General features: G+C 58.0%; 16 protein-coding genes. 4 read left to right on the top strand and 12 right to left on the bottom strand.

Annotated elements, in window-relative coordinates:
* Positions 1-344: 344 nt before the first annotated feature.
* Positions 345-818: a CYTH domain-containing protein gene (locus ACEK02_RS28745; RefSeq protein WP_371424873.1), complete on the bottom strand. Its 474-nt coding sequence runs from the start codon at positions 816-818 to the stop codon at positions 345-347.
* Positions 819-893: 75 nt separating this feature from the next.
* Between ACEK02_RS28745 and ACEK02_RS28740 the strand changes: the two genes are divergently transcribed.
* Positions 894-1,136 carry a hypothetical protein gene (locus ACEK02_RS28740; protein ID WP_371424872.1) on the top strand — a complete coding sequence of 81 codons (243 nt, stop codon included), beginning with the start codon at positions 894-896 and terminating at the stop codon, positions 1,134-1,136.
* A gap of 25 nt (positions 1,137-1,161) precedes the next feature.
* Here ACEK02_RS28740 and ACEK02_RS28735 read toward each other — a convergent pair whose 3' ends face one another.
* Complete coding sequence (locus tag ACEK02_RS28735; RefSeq protein ID WP_371424871.1) at positions 1,162-1,557, bottom strand: cytochrome c family protein; 396 nt, start codon at positions 1,555-1,557, stop codon at positions 1,162-1,164.
* Entirely contained in the window at positions 1,558-1,860 is a 303-nt protein-coding gene (locus ACEK02_RS28730; protein ID WP_371424870.1) for a hypothetical protein, read from the bottom strand.
* A gap of 741 nt (positions 1,861-2,601) precedes the next feature.
* Here ACEK02_RS28730 and ACEK02_RS28725 point away from each other — a divergent pair.
* Both ACEK02_RS28725 and ACEK02_RS28720 read left to right on the top strand, forming a co-directional pair.
* Positions 2,602-3,024 (top strand): DUF2231 domain-containing protein, encoded by a 423-nt coding sequence (locus tag ACEK02_RS28725; RefSeq protein ID WP_371424869.1) that lies wholly within the window; start codon positions 2,602-2,604, stop codon positions 3,022-3,024.
* Positions 3,025-3,035: 11 nt separating this feature from the next.
* Positions 3,036-4,376, top strand: coding sequence for a sorbosone dehydrogenase family protein (locus tag ACEK02_RS28720; protein ID WP_371424868.1), 1,341 nt, complete (start codon positions 3,036-3,038; stop codon positions 4,374-4,376).
* 116 nt (positions 4,377-4,492) lie between these two features.
* Here the strand turns inward: ACEK02_RS28720 and ACEK02_RS28715 are convergent, their stop codons facing one another.
* From ACEK02_RS28715 to ACEK02_RS28675, 9 genes are all read right to left on the bottom strand, one after another.
* Complete coding sequence (locus ACEK02_RS28715) at positions 4,493-5,125, bottom strand: trimeric intracellular cation channel family protein (protein ID WP_371424867.1); 633 nt, start codon at positions 5,123-5,125, stop codon at positions 4,493-4,495.
* Between the two features lie 91 nt (positions 5,126-5,216).
* Positions 5,217-6,485 carry a M20 family metallopeptidase gene (locus ACEK02_RS28710; RefSeq protein ID WP_371424866.1) on the bottom strand — a complete coding sequence of 423 codons (1,269 nt, stop codon included), beginning with the start codon at positions 6,483-6,485 and terminating at the stop codon, positions 5,217-5,219.
* Between the two features lie 534 nt (positions 6,486-7,019).
* A complete protein-coding gene (locus ACEK02_RS28705) occupies positions 7,020-8,186 on the bottom strand; it encodes an OpgC domain-containing protein (protein ID WP_371424865.1) in 1,167 nt (388 codons plus the stop codon).
* Positions 8,187-8,553: 367 nt separating this feature from the next.
* Positions 8,554-10,467 carry an FAD-binding monooxygenase gene (locus ACEK02_RS28700; protein ID WP_371424864.1) on the bottom strand — a complete coding sequence of 638 codons (1,914 nt, stop codon included), beginning with the start codon at positions 10,465-10,467 and terminating at the stop codon, positions 8,554-8,556.
* Between the two features lie 8 nt (positions 10,468-10,475).
* On the bottom strand, positions 10,476-10,949 hold the full coding sequence (locus tag ACEK02_RS28695; RefSeq protein WP_371424863.1) for a MarR family winged helix-turn-helix transcriptional regulator: 474 nt from the start codon (positions 10,947-10,949) through the stop codon (positions 10,476-10,478).
* Between the two features lie 449 nt (positions 10,950-11,398).
* On the bottom strand, positions 11,399-12,448 hold the full coding sequence (selD, locus tag ACEK02_RS28690) for a selenide, water dikinase SelD (RefSeq protein ID WP_371424862.1): 1,050 nt from the start codon (positions 12,446-12,448) through the stop codon (positions 11,399-11,401).
* A 291-nt stretch (positions 12,449-12,739) separates the two neighbouring features.
* On the bottom strand, positions 12,740-13,060 hold the full coding sequence (locus ACEK02_RS28685; RefSeq protein WP_371424861.1) for a hypothetical protein: 321 nt from the start codon (positions 13,058-13,060) through the stop codon (positions 12,740-12,742).
* A gap of 143 nt (positions 13,061-13,203) precedes the next feature.
* Positions 13,204-13,296, bottom strand: a complete 93-nt coding sequence (locus tag ACEK02_RS28680; RefSeq protein WP_371424860.1) for a twin-arginine translocation signal domain-containing protein — start codon at positions 13,294-13,296, stop codon at positions 13,204-13,206.
* Positions 13,286-13,912 (bottom strand): TlpA disulfide reductase family protein, encoded by a 627-nt coding sequence (locus ACEK02_RS28675; protein WP_371424859.1) that lies wholly within the window; start codon positions 13,910-13,912, stop codon positions 13,286-13,288. Before ACEK02_RS28675 ends, ACEK02_RS28680 begins: the two co-directional genes overlap by 11 nt.
* A gap of 322 nt (positions 13,913-14,234) precedes the next feature.
* On the opposite strand from ACEK02_RS28675, the gene fdnG reads away from it, so the two are divergent.
* Complete coding sequence (gene fdnG, locus ACEK02_RS28670; protein WP_371424858.1) at positions 14,235-17,315, top strand: formate dehydrogenase-N subunit alpha; 3,081 nt, start codon at positions 14,235-14,237, stop codon at positions 17,313-17,315.

The raw sequence follows: 17,315 nt of genomic DNA, 5'->3' as shown, positions 1-17,315 counted from the left end.
TACCAGGGCCCTTCGACGAGCAGGCCATGGCTTTGAATTATATAGCAATATCAATTATATAAGAGTTCGCAGTTTTATTCGGAATGGCGCGCCATTTCGCGATGTTCTCGCGCATTTCCTGGCCACATCTTTCGATCATTTCCGGCCCCGCCCGTGCGAGGCCCGGTCCCTTCGGAGGTTGCCGGATCTTCTCTATCGATCGTTGCCGCCGATCATCTTGCCTTTAAGGCGGTCGCAGACAAAGCCGGAAATGGAGCCTCAAGTCGCAATTCGTGTCGCACGCTGCATTTGGATTGAGCAGGGTTGACGAGAAGCGGACCGCTCGGGCGGTGAACGGCTGAAGTTTACGGCTGTCCGGGCCGGTTCGCCGCCGCCTCCATATTGATTTTGCTGTATCGCGGATCTCCAGTTATTTCCTCTCCGATCCAGTCCGGCAGTTTGAGCTCGAAATCCTCTCGCTTCAATTCGACTTCGGCGGTCACGATCCCCGTCAAGCTGCCGTGATAGACATCGATTTCCCAAGTCACTCCCGCATGCGGAACGTAGTGCCGAATCTTTTCCACAATGCGGCCATCGCACATCGTGTGCAGGATTTCCTCGGCATCCGATACCGGGATCGCATATTCGAACTCGGAGCGTGCCAGCCCATGACGTTGACCTTTGAGGGTTATCGTGGCGCGTTCTCCGATGATCCGAACCCGCGTCTTGCGGCCATTGGTATTGGCGACGAGCCCGTCCTTTATTCGAGCGCTCTTGGCGACGGATGATCTCCATCGATCGTCGGCGAGCAGAAATTTTCGCTCAATTTCCTGGGCCATGACGGCAGCCTACCCTTTATCAAAGTGCCGAGTGGCTACTTCCTATGCCGCCGGGTGCATGCGCGTCAATTTCGGATGCGCCCGATCGAAGTCCGGGTGCCAGCGGCAGCGCAATGGACATGCGATCATGGCGATGTGTCGTGCGGAATTGGAGATTCATGGACGATCTTGAAGGAGCTGACGAAGAGAAACGAGGCTCTTGATGAAGGTATTTTCGTATCCATGTTGGGGCTCGAATACGCTCATAACGATGAGCCCGCCCAAGTGAAGAGAATGATCGTCGCTGCCGAATGGCGCTTCGGTGAGCTTGTCAATTAGGTTCTCGCGTTCAAGCGCGATGCGCCTAACGCCGACCTGAGGGTGTGACGGTTGAAGCTTTCAGAAAGGCAAGAAGGTCGCCAACCTCACCATCCCACAGCCCCCAGAACCGCATCGTTGTGCCGGGAACGACTTTCTTTGGATTTTTCAAGAACGCGGCTAGCGAACTGTCATTCCATACCAGGCCAGCGTTAGCTGCGTCTCGCATTCCTGTTGAATATTTGTAGTCAGGCACCGCGGCTGCATGCCTGCCGAGGACGCCTTTAAGGCTCGGACCAAATGTACTGCGCTCGGATTCGAGAGTGTGACAAGATGCGCAAGCCTGGTAGATACGCCGCCCGCGCTCAATATCTTCCGCGACAGTTTGAGAGGCAGTAAATAGGATAAGTAAGTATGCCGCGCAGCGGATCGACGCTCTCACTCAGTCGTCCTTTTCAAGCGTATCCGACTGCCGTCGCACGTCAGGTGTTGCCGCTTCATCGTGCCCACTACGGCTGCTGTAGAACATCAAGGCCATAAGACCACAGCCGATAAGCAAGGAAAACGTTACGCCAAGGATAAGCGCGATCCATCCGTGGATTGACATCTGTACGTCTTCCGCTGATGTCCAAGCCATGGAGGCCCACACCACGGCGAACAGCAACATGGCGAATAACGACAGCAAGATAATGGCTTGACCCACACCGATCTTTCTCACTGCAGGGGCTTTCAATGGGTTCGGCATCACGGCGCTCCATTACGAGAGACTGGTCGTGTGAGACCTTTGAAACAGCCTTGTTCCATCATCGCCGATCTTCCTGCACACGAAGTTCACTGAAATTACCGTCCCAGCCCACCTCGTGACACCGGCCACTTCGGTTCGGTCAGTTTGCAACACGTATCACCCAATGAAATCTGAACCATCAGAAATTTCGGAGCGAGCGCGCCGGAATGAGCCTCAGATGAATTGCAATTCGATAGTCGCGCCCGATCCCGATGAACCGGGAGCATGGGAGAAGATGCGTAAGCGAAACTGACCTATCCCCAGAGCAACAAGGGTACGCGCGACACGGATTCATTCCGTCGAAATAGCCAAACACCGTGCAAGACCCGATAAAGATATCGCGCCTCGACAGAAGGCGGCCGTTCACTCAGCCATCGACAGAGTAGAGACGGCTATGATCAACGGATCGAACGCCATGAAGCACAGGCGAATTTCTAAAGATTGAGGATGAAGCCCGAGCAGTTGGAGATCGAGCGGCTGCGGGGTGAGGGCGACACGTCGCCGATCATGGCGGGCATCGCTACGGCGAAGGCCGCGTTTCCTTCTCCACGTTAGCATCAATATATGGTGATGCTTACATCCTAGTCCCGATAAGGGTCTTCCGCTAAGTATCGAAGCTGAGAAGTCTGTTGTTTGCGCCCCCGGGGGACGTGCAGGGTTACGCAACAGATCTCAGGCGAGTATGGAAGCGAGGAGAAAGACATGGTCGGTCCAAATGACAAGAGCCGTGCGCATGCGCCGCTGCATCCGTTTTTTGTTGGATTGGGTGGCGCGTTGCTCATGGCCGCTCTATTCACCGACTATATGTACACGAGCAACTCGCTGATGCAGTGGGCCAACTTCTCTGTTTGGCTGATCACTGGGGGGCTCGTGCTGGCGCTTATCGCCACGATCTTCCTGGTCATTGACTTCGCGCTCGGGAGGGCCGGGCCGATCCGTTGGTTTGATTTTTGTTTGGTAGGGGCCGCCGCAATTCTTTCGCTGGTCAACGTCTTCGTTCATACGCGAGACGGGTGGACTTCGGTTGTCCCGACCGGCATTGGGCTATCGATCATCGTTACGATGCTGCTGCTTGCCGCCGGTCTTCGCGGTTGGTGTGTTACCGCCGTCAAGACTGCGGGCTAGGGAGAAAGCGAATGATCGCGAATCGAGTTCGAGCGGTTGCGGGGCTGATGATTCTCACGCTGGTGTCCGCCTGCACTGACCAAGGCGGCGATCCATCAAAACAATATGGATCGAATCCAGAGCTTCCCGAACCTCACCAATATCTGGTGCCGCCCATGAGCGTACCGCAGGCGGTTGGCTGGAAGGCTGAGGAAACACCAACAGTTCCCGCCGGCATGCGCATCCAGGCGATGGCGACCGGACTGATGCATCCGCGCATCGTCTATCCATTGCCCAACGGCGATATCCTCGTCGTCGAAAGCAACGGTCCCGGTACCGTGCCATTCCGCCCCAAGGATTACATCTCAGGAAAAGTTAAGGCGCGAGCCGGTGCGTCCGACAAGGGCGGCAATCGCATCACTTTGTTGCGTGACGCCAATGGCGACGGCGTTCCGGAGATGAAGACTGTTCTGGTCGACCACCTGCACTCGCCGTACGGCGTAGCGTGGGTGGCGGACACCTTGTACGTCGCCAACACCGACGCGATCATCGCCTTTCCGTTCACACCGGGACAGACGCAGATTACGGCGCCCGGCACAAAGCTTGCCGATTTGCCCGCAGGCCCGATCAACCACCACTGGACCAAGTCAATGGTGGCCAGCCCGGACGGGTCAAAGCTCTATGTCGGGGTCGGCTCTAACAGCAATATCACCGAGAATGGGATAGACATCGAAGAAGGGCGTGCGGCCATCTACGAGGTCGATCGCCTGACGGGGGCCAAGCGCCTTTTCGCGACCGGAACGCGGAATCCGACGAACCTCGCCATCCAGCCTGGAACGGGGCAATTGTTCGCTGTAGTCAACGAGCGGGACGAGATCGGGCCGGATCTGGTTCCGGATTATCTATCTTCCATCAAGGACGGCGGTTTCTACGGCTGGCCCTATAGCTATTGGGGACAGCACTTGGATGAACGCGTCCATCCGCAGAATCCTGCAATGGTGGCGAAGGCGATCAAGCCGGATTATGGCCTCAGCTCCCATGTTGCGGCACTCGGCCTCGCATTCAGTCAAGGAGAAACGCTGTCACCGACGTTCGCCGATGGCGCGTTTGTGGGCCAGCATGGCAGCTGGAACCGTGACCCGCTGAACGGCTACCAGGTGATCTTCGTTCCATTCGTGAATGGACGGCCGAGCGGGATGCCGACCCCGGTGGTGACGAACTTCCTTGCACCGGATAGAAAAACGGTTCACGGGCGGCCGGTCGGCGTGGCGCTTGACCGGACCGGTGCTCTGGTCGTTGCTGACGATGTCGGGAATACGGTCTGGAGAGTGAGCGGCTCGGTCGGCCGAGAAAAGTTATCGACTAGTCAGTAGACGCGTCGGGACTCCTCGCGATGGCGCGCGGAATTTTCCGCGGGCTGTAGTCAGTCCGAACATAACTGAATCGGCTGTTGAAGCAGTATGCTCTGCTCGCGCTTCCTTTTCGATGGCTACGGATCGATTGCCGTGTCGGTGCTCCCGGGGGCTCGCTTGTCTCCGCCGGCGGTTGGAAGCCGCCAGCTGTATCTGATCCCCATCACGCGAAGAAAAAAGCACAGTGCCAACCCCACGGTCGTTACGGGGACTTGAGGAAGCTCTAGTGCATGACCTATGACCACAGCTGCTGCGCCGGCCAACGCCGCGACCGCATAAAGTTCTGCACGCAGCACGGTCGGGATTTCGGCCAGCAGCACGTCGCGAACCATACCGCCGCCGATCCCGGTCACCATGCCGAGCACTATCGCCATGACCGGGTTCAGTCCGTAGGCGAGCGCTTTGGACGCACCTGCGACGGCAAAAAAAGCGAGTCCTGCGGCGTCGAATAGAGAGACTGGGTTCGACATCCGAACGACCAAGGGGGAGAAATAGAAAGTGACTACGCCGGCAAAGAGCGACACGGCGAGATAGCGCCAGTCATTGATGGCGCCGGGAGGAATCGCGCCGATCAGAACGTCTCGGGCGATGCCTCCCGCAGTAGCCGCCGCAAACGACAATACCAGAACGCCGAATAAATCCAGCTTTCGTGTGACGCCTGCCAATGCGCCGCTAAGCGCAAAGACGAAGGTACCAGTCAGATCGAGCACAAGCGGGAGTTGCTCCATAAGCGGGCTTTCAGGCGTTCAACCGAAAGGTAGATGCGCTTTCGGTAAATGGGATCCAGTCGACTGTCATATCTTACACCGTCAGCCATGTGCGGGTTGCCACGACCAGCGTTTCAACTCCCATTTGTAAGGTGGGATGGAGAACGGGTGCGAATTTTGGGCTGTGGTTCACCGGAAGTTCGTTGAGCCGGTTTGCCTCTTTCGCCTTCGTATAAGTCTCCGGATCAGTACCGCCGACAAACCAGAAAACCGAGGGAACGTGCCACCCCGATCCAAACGATCCGAAATCCTCGCTGGCCGGCGCCGGGCCGGTTTCCCGGACCCGGTCCGCTCCAAAATATCCCCGGAATGCGTCGACCACCCGCTTGCTTGCGTCTCGATTATTGACGTTGAGCGGATAGCTATCGAGCGTCGTGATCTCGGGCGGGCGGGGCGCGCCGGAAGCGGCCGCCTCGGCGTTGACGATCCGTTCGATTGCGGCCAGTACCCGTGTCCGGACGCCGGCATCGAACGTTCGGACATTAAGCTTGATGATGGCTTCGTCGGGAATGACATTCTCCTTGGTGCCTGCCTGCAAAACGCCAATCGTAACTACGGCCGCTTCAGCGGCCGCAAGCTCGCGCGACACTATAGTTTGAAGCCGCATGACCGTGGATGCGGCCATGATCACAGGATCAATACTTGCTTGCGGCATTGAGCCATGCGCGCCGCGTCCGAACAGGCGGATCTGCAGACTGTCCGCCGCGGACGTGATGGCGCCGGCGCGTCCGGCGACCGTACCCGAAGGCCCCACCATGACATGCTGGCCGAGGATCACGTCGGGCTTTGGGAAACGCTTGAACAGACCGTCCTCGATCATGGCCTTTGCACCTTCCGCCGTCTCTTCTCCCGGCTGAAAGACCGCCATCAAAGTACCCTGCCAGCTTGTTCGAGCGTCGGCGAGCAGCCTGGTTGCACCGGCGAGCCAGGCCACGTGCATGTCGTGGCCGCACATATGCGAAACAGGCACCGTCTGGCCTTCCCGATCTGTCGCTGTAACCTTACTGGCGTAGGGCAGGCCTGTCGTTTCCTGGATTGGCAACGCATCCATATCAGCGCGCAGCATGACAGTTGGGCCATCGCCATTACGAAGCAGGCCAACCACACCGGTCTTGCCGACGCCCGTCGTAACTTCATAGCCGGCCGCGCGCAGGCGGTCCGCCGCGAGCTTTGCAGTTCGCGTCTCCTGCATCGACAATTCCGGGTGTGCATGCACATCCTTGTAGAACTCGGTCAAATCGGAGAGCAGGCCGTCAAGATTGCGTAAGACCGGGTCGGAAGAGTTCGCATTGTTCGTGTTCATCGACGCCTCCCTCGCATTCTCAAAGTCATGCAACCTTGCCCTCTTTTGGTCGAAGCACAAGCCGTGAGCGAGGAACGAAATCAAATTGCCGCGAGGTCATCCTGCGACAGTCGCGCCGCTGGACTGGCGCGACCAAGTCTTTGCAAAGGCCCCAGGTGCTCAGTGCAAATCAAGGCTGGTAGCCTATTTCTCAACCTGATCGTCTATCTGTTGAAGAGGTCTTCATTCGACGATTCATCGAACACGATGGCGATGCTCACAAAACTCATTTCTCGTTCTTTGCCGGTGCGGACGCACCAGGTCTCATCGCGCAACAATCCATTACGTATAACCTTGGACGGCGTATAGTAAGCCTCCTCGTATCTGCCTTGCATGCTGCGAGCGTTAATATCCGTGCTGATATCTCCCGGTCATGGGTGGTGTGACCTCACTACGGCGGCAGGAGCAGCGCCGGATACGCTTGCCGATTTCGGATGAATTTCAACGGTCGCGGTCATACCCACGACGAGCCGCACATCCGGCGGACATCTCCGATCACGCCGTCTGTTGTCTGTCCGGCGGAGGAGATGGGCGCAACTTTTCCGGCTTCTTGTCGGCAAGCTTAGACCAGGAGCGGTAGTAAGCGACCGCCGTCATCAATGCGATGCCGACGACGCTCACAACAATCTGCATCCAGATAGCGCTCGAAACCTCAACCAGAATGACATGGGCTGCGACCGCGAGAAAGACGCCGATGCAGAACACCTCAAGAGATTGCTGGCCGCACTTGATCATAGGCTGCAGAATGGGCCATTGAAGGCCCAGCCAGTCGCGCGGCATAAACCGTGAGATGAAGAAGAATAGTACGACGAAATGGAGAAGGCGGTAAGGTGCAAGATTAGTCTTGTCGTTCGGGTTAAATGTATCGACGAGCTTTGCGGGCATCAGGTGGGCGACTTCCGGAAATCGACCAGCCATCGTCATGACCAGAGCAAAGACGAGATAGACGCTACCCAGCACCAATAGCGCTCGCGATCGAATTAACGACCTCGACTCGATTGATCCCCCAAGTGCGAACCATCCGCCGAAGACGAAAAGAAGCTGCCAGCAAAATGGATTGAAGTACCAGTACCCGGTTGGGTAAGCGCGCAGATTCCAGTCGAAATAACGCGCTGCCAGATAAAGAAGAAAGGATAGTGCGAGCGCTAAGTTCGGCCGTCGCAACATCACCCACAACACAAGAGGGAAAATGACCATGAGGAGAATATATAGTGGCAGAACGTCCATATTTACGGGCTTGAACGCAAGTATGAGGCCTTCATACAAGGTTCTGGCTGGATCATTCATAAATCCAGCAACGTTGAAGTCGTTGTTCAGGTTTGGATCGCCATAGCGGTGAGATAGATATCCGATTTCAGCGATATACATCACGAACAAGATGATGTGCGCGACGTAAATCTGCCAAGCACGCTTGATGAGACGGGTCCCACCTATAACGAAGCCTCGTTCAACGATCATTCGCCCGTAGACGAATGATGCCGTGTAGCCCGAGATGAAAACGAAAAGGTCAGCAGCGTCGCTGAATCCGTAATTGCGTTGAGTGATCCAATTGACCACGTTGTTCGGAATGTGGTCGAGAAAAATCGCCCAGTTAGCAAACCCGCGAAGCAGATCAAGGCGATAGTCTCGCCCCCTTGGCGGCAAAATGACCTCGATTGTCACGGTGTTGCTCCCTCTGCCTCATTTACGACGCGGCATTTACGGCCGGCCCCACTTCGCTGGAAGCACGTGCCGACAGATAGCTGCGGTACTCGCCTGGCCGCCAATATCAACGTCGCATCTTCCGACGCGCTGGATCGACCTTCCTCGGTGTTGAATCAACTTGCTTCAATACCCAACGCCCATGATTTTGGAAGACAACGCGGCCCGGCTGCTGAAGCTGGAGCCGAAGTAACGAGGCGCCCCGTACGCGTCGTGGCGCAAAGATCAAGGCTCGGCAGCAACCGGACGGCGGGCTCTCTGTCACGCGGCGAATTGCATCTCCCTGTCCGTATTGATGCTCGCCGGCAACATCGAAGGGCGGTGCCAATCACCCGGATACTGCGTTTTTCTGGATCATGAAGTTATCGAAGAATGCAGCAAGCCGGCCAAACCCGTCGAGTGGAAGAACGTCCGCGATATATTGGTCCGGTCGTACGATCACCATGCAGCCGGATCGGCGATCGATGCCGCGCATAGTAAAAATGTCGCCGCCCTTCACGTCCGGACAGAACATTTTCTCGTAATCGTACAGTCCGTAACGCCCCCTCCGGGGCAATAGAAATGGGGGCATGGCTTCGATGGCAAGTTCGCGACGGTCCTGCTGGAATACCGCACGAACGTCGATCACGGAATCGATGTCCTGGCCCGCCGGGGTAAATTTCCGCACGGGAGAACTGGGGCTGTCCAGAAATTCGCACAAGGCTCGAATGCCGGAGTCGGAAGCGGCGGGGTCCTCGGCTCCGGAAAATGCAAAAATCCGCCACCGGCCATCGGCCTTGGCCACGTGACCCAGATGAAGTGGCCTGGCGTCCGCTAGGCGGATCACGGGTGCGGAATGAAAGCGCATGCCGATCACCAGCCCTTCCGCAAGATGCTGATGGGTCGGTTCGCCGGTGAGTATCGACGGACGATAATGCGCCGCGGTGCCCGCCGTATAGCGTCCGTGCCGGACAAAATATCGCTGGGTCTCGGCGGCATCGAATCCTTCGCTCGATCCAAGCAAGGCAGCCCATTCGCGGTCGAAGTCGATCAGTTCCTTCGCGACGGCTTGACGTTCCGCCGAGTAACTGTGCAGCAAGTCCGGTACGCACCGTTTGTTCAGCACCGACGCCAGTTTCCAACCGAGATTGAAAGCGTCCTGCATGGAAACGTTCATGCCCTGGCCGGCCTTCGGGCTGTGCGTATGGCAGGCATCCCCGGCAATGAACACGCGCGGCGAGCGCCGTGCGATTTCCGCTTCCGGCACGTCATCGAACTTGTCGCAGATGCGCTGGCCGATCTCGTACACCGACCACCACGCCACTTCCTTCACGTCCAACACGTACGGTTTGAAAATGCGCTGAGCTGCCGCTATCAGGTCCTCGGCCGTGATCTTGCGGTTCGAAACCCGCTCGCCAGCCTCGAGCTTATCCATCTCGATATACAGCCGAACGAGATAGCCGCCCTCCCTCGGGATCACGAGTATGGTACCCTCGTTGGCGGACTGGATCAGTGACTTGCACCGGATATCGGGAAAGTCGGTAACGGCCAGCACATCCATGACACCCCAGGCATGGTTGGCCGAGTCCCCGTGTAGGGTGCGTCCGATCGACTTTCGCACGGTGCTGCGCGCGCCGTCGCAACCCACCACGTAGCGGGCTTTGACAGTTTCGATCTGCCCGGCATGCTCGAGCCTTGCCGTTACCGGATACGCATGAGCATCGTCGGCCGCGACCGATGTATCGATCTGAAGATCGAGTAGCTGGCGCGCGTAGTAAGGCTCCAGCGCTGCCGGTGATTTTTGCATCACGTCGAGATAGAAGTCATGGACGCGCGCCTGGTTCAGCACGACATGCGGGAACTCCGACAGCCCGTCCTCGGTGTCCTGCACGCGGCCACTGCGGGCAATGGTTGCTTGCCCATTTTGCGCGGGCTTCCAGAAGGTTGTCTCGTTGATCCAGCAGGCTTCCCGCAGCACCCGCTCGCTGAAACCGAAGGCCTCGAACATTTCGACCGTGCGGCAAGCCACACCGTCGGCCTGGCCGAGAAGCAGCGGGCCTGCTTTTTGATCGACGATGCAGGTCTTTATTTCGGGAAAGGCCGAGAGTTGGGCGGCCAATGTTAGTCCGGCAGGTCCGCAGCCAATAATGAGGACGTCCACTTTCTCCGGAAGAGTCCCGGAACTTCCGGAAGTGAGATGCCGCTTTGCGGTATCCGAAATATCCGGGTCACCGGGTTCGAAACCATTGAAATGAAATTGCACGAAGCCTCCTATGTCGAACGCCGCCCGGCATCGGCTGGGCGCACCGGGGCTCGAGATGTCTCGTTGTTTAGATCGACAAGCCGTGCCATCAGCTTGAGCAAGGTCTTGCGATCGGCCGGCTTGAGCGCCGCAAGCATTCGGGACTGGGCGCCGCTGACGGCCGGCTCGACACCGCGCAACTCGTCTGCTCCGGCGCGTGTCAAGTAGAGCAGCTTGATGCGCTTGTCGTCAGGGCCGGCTTTGCGCGCGAGGAGTCCTTTCGTCTCGAGTCGTTCGATGACACTGCCAAGCGTCGAACGGTCGAAGGCAATCAGCGCAGAGAGCCGCGTGGCATCAATCCCCGGATGCGCGCGAATTGCCACAAGCGCGGCATACTGCAGCGGCGTCATGTCGAACGCCTTGCACTCCTCCATGAAGATAGCGACGGCGATCTGCTGCATTCTGCGAAACAGATGGCCCGGCATGCCGTAGAGATCGTCCATTGACATCAATGGCTCCTTGACTGTCTTCGCACTCTTGGTCCGGGCCTGCATCCACAAACGCCTTCATGTTTCTCAAGCTGCGGTGCGTTGCCGCGGCGGGTATGCGACGGATCAGATTCCAGGATATCGGGACTGAAGCGTCCAAGGCCCCTCGATATCCAAGAGCACCATAACGGGGATGACATGCCGCAGCGGAAAGCCGCGCGCCCTAACATCCTGCGGAATTACTCTGATCGTCGTTTATCAACGATAATCGACAGTGTACAGTCTTTCAGTATACTGTCAATCAACTTGCTAGGCGCACCCCTTATGAAGCCATCCGCACGGCAGGGTCAAACAGCCAGACCGCTTCCAGCTTGATCCGGTCTACGTGACCTCGGGGCTGAACACGTTATTTTTGTCGTGAAGGGGGGGCGGTTTGTGTTCGCCGAAAAAGTGGTCCCCGGCGATCACCCGATTACCGTAACGACAGGTTGGCCGCTCTCTGCCCGTCCGATAACACGCGCGTACGGATGACCATCCTCGACGATCTGGCGCGTGATCGCCTCCGCGCGATTTGCACGGCAGGCAATCAGCAATCCGCCTGATGTTTGCGGGTCGGTGAGGAGTTGGCGTTGCCATTCGGGACAACCAGGATCGAGGCGAACCTCGTGTCCGTAGCTCGCCCAGTTGCGACCGGAAGCTCCGGTCAGGAACCCCTGTTCAATCAGCTGTTGAGCCTCGGGGAGCGGGGGAATATCCGCTGCGTTCAGTATGATGCTGACGTTCGACCCGCGAGCCATTTCCAAACTATGCCCGAGCAAGCCGAACCCGGTCACATCCGTCATGGCATGTACCGACGCATCTGCAGCGAGCTTCGTTCCGACGCGATTGAGCCGTGTCATCGATCCAATCATATCGGCATACGCGACGTCCGATAGCGCACCTTTCTTGAAAGCAGCCGCATAGACGCCGACGCCGAGCGGTTTGGTCAAAATGACGGCGTCTTCGGCCTGCGCTTCGGAATTGCGGCGGATATGTTTTTCCTTGCAGGTGCCGATGACGGCAAGTCCGTAGATCGGTTCGGGAGAATCGATGGAGTGACCACCCGCGACTGGAATACCGGCGGTCGCGCAAACTGACGCCCCGCCCGCGAGAATCCTTGCCGTCATCTCGGTGGGCAACTTGTCGACGGGAATTCCGAGGATTGCCAGAGCCATGATCGGGGTTCCGCCCATGGCGTAAATGTCGGATATCGCGTTCGTCGCGGCGATACGCCCGAAATCGTAGGGATCGTCGACCATCGGCATGAAAAAGTCCGTCGTTGCAATAACGCACGTTCCATCTTCAAGCCGCCATACCGCAGCATCATCACCGGTCTCGGTGCCGACCAGCAGCTGTGCAAAAGGCTGCGCCGCGGGTTGATGCGCGAGCAACTGTTGCAGAACCGAAGGCGCCAATTTGCAGCCGCAGCCGCCGCCATGCGCAAGGCTGGTGAGACGTATGTCGTGGATCTTCATGTGTTCAACTCATGCGATGTGGATGTGGCGTTCCCGCGGATCGGAAGACGCGCATGCGCTGCGGATTGCCGAATGCTACGCGCAGGCAGCGCAGCATCGCGCTGAATACAGCAGGATCGATTGGTGGCGTGGCTCTGTAGTCCAGATAGATGGGCTTCACTGTGATCGTTGTCGTTTCACGATCTTCAAGCGATGACCTCCGGCGCGCACCCGCACCGTTGTGGCGATTCAGGTCGCTGCGATCAGGCCGGCAGATTCCACGACATGACCGCGAAAGTCTGCTCCTGGTTGCTATTCCGGCGTTTGACGAGGAGAAAACTGCTTCGCTGGCCCTTTCAGATCTTTGCCCGTTGCCATCGCGGGCTGATCCTTTGCCGCTTCGGCATCTTGCGAACCGGTGGTTTGACCGATCGTTTGAGAGTTCTGGTCGCGGGCTCCGCCAGTCCAGCCCGTCGAGCCCTTGCCATCCGGCGTGGTGCCGGAGCCACTGGAGTGCGGAGCTGCTGCGGGTCGCTCCATCGCATTGGTCGACGGGTCGTTGTTCTGGGCAAACGAAGACGTTCCCGACACCATGATAACGGCGGCCAATGGAATAAGACCGATGTTTTTCATCATTGCCTCCGATGTGGGATGTGATGAAAAACGGCTGGCCGGAACAAAAGGTTCCTGGGCTCGGAGAAGAGCCGACGAAATAAAACGGGTGACGCAAGCGCGGGGCCCGCTGAATATGGTGGCAACTCCGCATCACGTCGCCGTCATGGCGCCTGAGCCATCGCCTGCCGGGGAAGTCCTGCCACCAGTGAGACCGCGGCGCCGGCCTTCAAGAGATCGCGTCGATTAAAGGTCATGATCGCTCCCCTTTTTTTCCTGATGTGAATAATCGGAGGTCGTTTCAGGCTCCCGGATCTTGTTCTTGATGAGCTTTCCGGTTGCGGGCTCAATGTCGACCGTGTCCCACTGGAAATCGGCTTCGACCACGAGCAAAGGCTTCATGTTTGCGTCGAGAACGTAGGTCGTGGGGAGCGTGGTGACATGCCATGACTTCGTCACGGTCCGCTCGCGATCCAGCAGCACGGGAAAATTGACCGGTGTCTGTTCGAGGACACGTTTGAGCCGTTGATCGATATCGGCGACGGATATGGCGATGACTGATGCGTGAGCTGCCGAGCGGTCGAGAAAGCGGGTCAGCGCGGGCAGCTCTTCGCGGCACGGTGCACACCACGTCGCAAGGAAATGGACGAGCACGGTGTGGCCTTTGAAGGCTTTCAGAGGAACGGTCGTCCCGTCCAAACCTGGCAAGGAAAAATCAGGCTTTGCAGGTTCGTCGATGCGCTTCAATTCAGTCGCGCGCGAGTCCAACGAGAACGCCAACACAAAGAATGTCGCCAGAATCGCGATTCTGAACGCGAGCCCTATATCTCCAAACTGCGCGCCCCGAAACTCGGGAGCCGATGGATAGGTCACGCCACATTTTGGGGATCAACGCGCGCTGGCGTCAACGCAATTCGACGTGTTTGCAGAGCGCTTCAGCGCAGCTGACGAAATCGAGCGCTTGCCGCATTGCAGCGACTACCTGCTACAACGCTGTCCGATATCTGTTTCCCGATCGGCTCGAATGTTGCGGCGCCGCAGACATTCTTCCATGCGCGACATTTGTATACGTTGACTTTAACTATCTCTGAACATTACGTTACCGATGCTCAGATGGATTCTACTTCCAGCGCGCTTATGGCGCGCCCGACATGGCGTCCCCCGGTGGGGCCGTGATCTCGAAGGAGAACCAGCCATGAATATGGAAATCTCGCGACGTCAATTTTTGAAAAGCGCCGGCGGGGGGCTTGCAGGCACCACACTCGGCGCTCTTGGTTTCGGCGGAATTGAGGCGGCTCTGGCATCGTCGATCCGCCCTTTTAAACTGGCCGGGGTCACGGAAACCCGCAACACCTGCACCTACTGCGCCGTCGGCTGCGGCATCATCATCCACTCCAAGGGCAGCCTGGCGAAGGGTGAGAGGGCCGACATCCTCCACATCGAAGGCGATGCAGATCACCCGACCAATCGGGGCACGCTCTGTCCCAAGGGTGCAGCACTTCTCGACATGGTGCATGCGGAGACCCGCCTGAAATATCCGATGCTTCGCAAACCCGGCTCGGACAAGTTCGAGCAGATCTCCTGGGATGTGGCGCTCAATCGCATCGCGCGGCTGATGAAGGATGACCGGGACAAGAACTTCGTCGCCAGAAATGGCGACGGCGTTACGGTCAACCGCTGGCTGAGCACCGGTTTCCTCGCGGCTTCTGCAACGACCAATGAAACGGCGTGGGCGACCTACAAGGTCGTTCGCAGCATGGGGATGCTGGTCTTCGATAATCAGGCGCGCGTTTGACACGGCCCCACGGTAGCCAGTCTGGCTCCAACATTTGGCCGCGGCGCGATGACGAATTCGTGGACCGATATCAAGAACACGGATCTCGTGATCATTATGGGTGGCAACGCTGCTGAAGCGCATCCGTGTGGATTCAAATGGGTCACGGAGGCGAAAGCCAACCGTGGTGCGAAGCTGATTGTCGTCGATCCGCGATTTACACGTTCGGCGTCGGTCGCTGATGTGTATGCGCCGATCCGCCAGGGCACCGACATCGCGTTCCTGCTCGGCGTGATCAAGTACTGTATCGATAACGACAAGGTCCAGTGGGAGTACACCAAGGCATTCACCAACGCGCCGTATATCGTGAAAGAGGGCTTCGGCTATCAGGATGGCCTGTTCACCGGCTATGACGAGGCCAAGCGCGATTACAACAGGTCGAGCTGGGATTATGAGCTTGGCCCGGATGGCTACGTGGTCTCCGACGATACGCTGCAGAACCCGCGTTGCGTCTGGAAACTGCTGAAGCAGCATATTGCGATCTACACGCCGGAAATGGTCGAGCGAATCTGTGGCACACCGAAGGACAAGTTCCTGAAAGTGGCGCAGATGATCTCGGAGTGCTCGTCACCGACCAAGACGATGACATCGATGTATGCGCTCGGCTGGACCCAGCATTCGAAAGGCTCGCAGAACATTAGAGCGATGGCGATGTTGCAGCTCATTCTGGGCAATATCGGCGTGCGCGGCGGAGGCATGAATGCTCTTCGCGGTCACTCCAACATTCAGGGATTGACCGATATCGGTCTGATGTCGAACCTGATCCCGGGCTATCTGACCATCCCGACGGAAAAAGAGCCGACCTTCGACACCTATATGTCGACGCGCGGCTTCAAGCCATTGCGTCCGGATCAGATGAGCTACTGGCAGAACTACAAGAAGTTCTTCGTCAGCTTCTTGAAGTCGATGTGGGGGCCGGCGGCGACGCCGGAGAACAACTTCGCCTACGACTACCTGCCGAAGCTCGATCTTCCGGGCTACGACATCTTGCGCGCCTTCGAACTGATGAACGAGGGCAGGATGAACGGGTACTTCTGTCAGGGATTCAATCCCCTGTTGGCGTTCCCGAACCGCAAGAAAGTCACGGACGCGCTGTCCAAACTCAAGTTCCTCGTCGTCATGGATCCGTTGCAGACCGAGACGGCGCGGTTCTGGGAGAATCACGGCGAACATAACGACGTCAACTCGGCGAGTATCCAGACCGAGGTGATCCAGCTTCCCACGAGCTGCTTTGCCGAAGATACCGGTTCGCTCACGAATTCGGGACGGCAGTTGCATTGGCACTGGGCGGCCGGCACGCCGCCGGGCGAAGCCAGGCATGACACATGGATCATGGCGCAGCTCCATCAGCGTCTGAACGAGCTGTACAGGAAAGAGGGCGGCGCATTTCCCGATGCGATGCTCAATCTGGCCTGGGATTACAAGAATCCGGAAGAGCCAAGTCCGGAAGAACTGGCCAAGGAGTTGAACGGTTCGGTGCTCGAAACGGTCATCGACCCGAACGATCCAACCAAGGTTGTGCTGGAGAAAGGCAAGCAGGTGGTCAGCTTTGCCGCCCTGCGCGACGATGGCAAGACCGCGTGTGCCTGCTGGATCTATTCCGGTTGCTACAACGAGGCAGGCAATAACATGGCCCGCCGCGACAATAGCGATCCGGACGAGACCGGTGCGTTCTCGAAGTGGGCGTGGTCCTGGCCCGTCAACCGCCGAATTATTTACAATCGTGCGTCGGCGGACATCAACGGCAACCCCTGGGATCCGAGCCGCAAGCTACTGTGGTGGGACGGCGCAAAATGGACCGGCTATGACGTGCCGGACATCGCACCCAACGCCAAGCCGGGTGTGGTGGGACCCTACATCATGAACCCCGAAGGCACCGCACGACTGTTTACGCGGGGCATGATGCGCGATGGGCCGTTCCCGACGCATTACGAGCCTTTCGAATCGCCGATCGTCAACGTCATTGCACCCAAGATTCGCGGCAATCCGGTCGCTCGCGTTTTCAAGGGCGATATGGAGCAGTTCGGTGAAGCCAGCGAGTTTCCATACGCGGCGACCTCCTATCGGCTTACTGAGCACTTCCACTACTGGACCAAGCACGCCCAGATCAACGCGTCATTGCAACCAGAGTTCTTCGTCGAGATTTCGGAGCAGTTGGCCGCGGAGAAGAACATCAAGCTGGGCGGATGGGTCCGGGTCTGGTCCAAGCGCGGATCGGTGAAGGCGAAAGCCGTCGTGACCAAGCGGATCGCACCGCTGATCTGCGACGGCAAGGCGGTCCATGTCGTCGGTATTCCCCTGCATTGGGGCTTTACCGGCGCAGCCAGGAAAGGGTTCGGGCCGAATTCGCTCACGCCCTTTGTCGGCGACGCCAACATCGAAACGCCCGAATACAAGGCGTTTCTGGTCAATATCGAGCCCATCGCCGGGCCGGTGGCATAG

This window comes from Tardiphaga sp. (assembly GCF_041424195.1).
In the GTDB taxonomy this organism is placed as follows: Bacteria; Pseudomonadota; Alphaproteobacteria; order Rhizobiales; family Xanthobacteraceae; genus Tardiphaga.
Note: the sequence above shows the minus strand (reverse complement) of the source record. Positions and strands in the feature narration are given on the sequence as shown.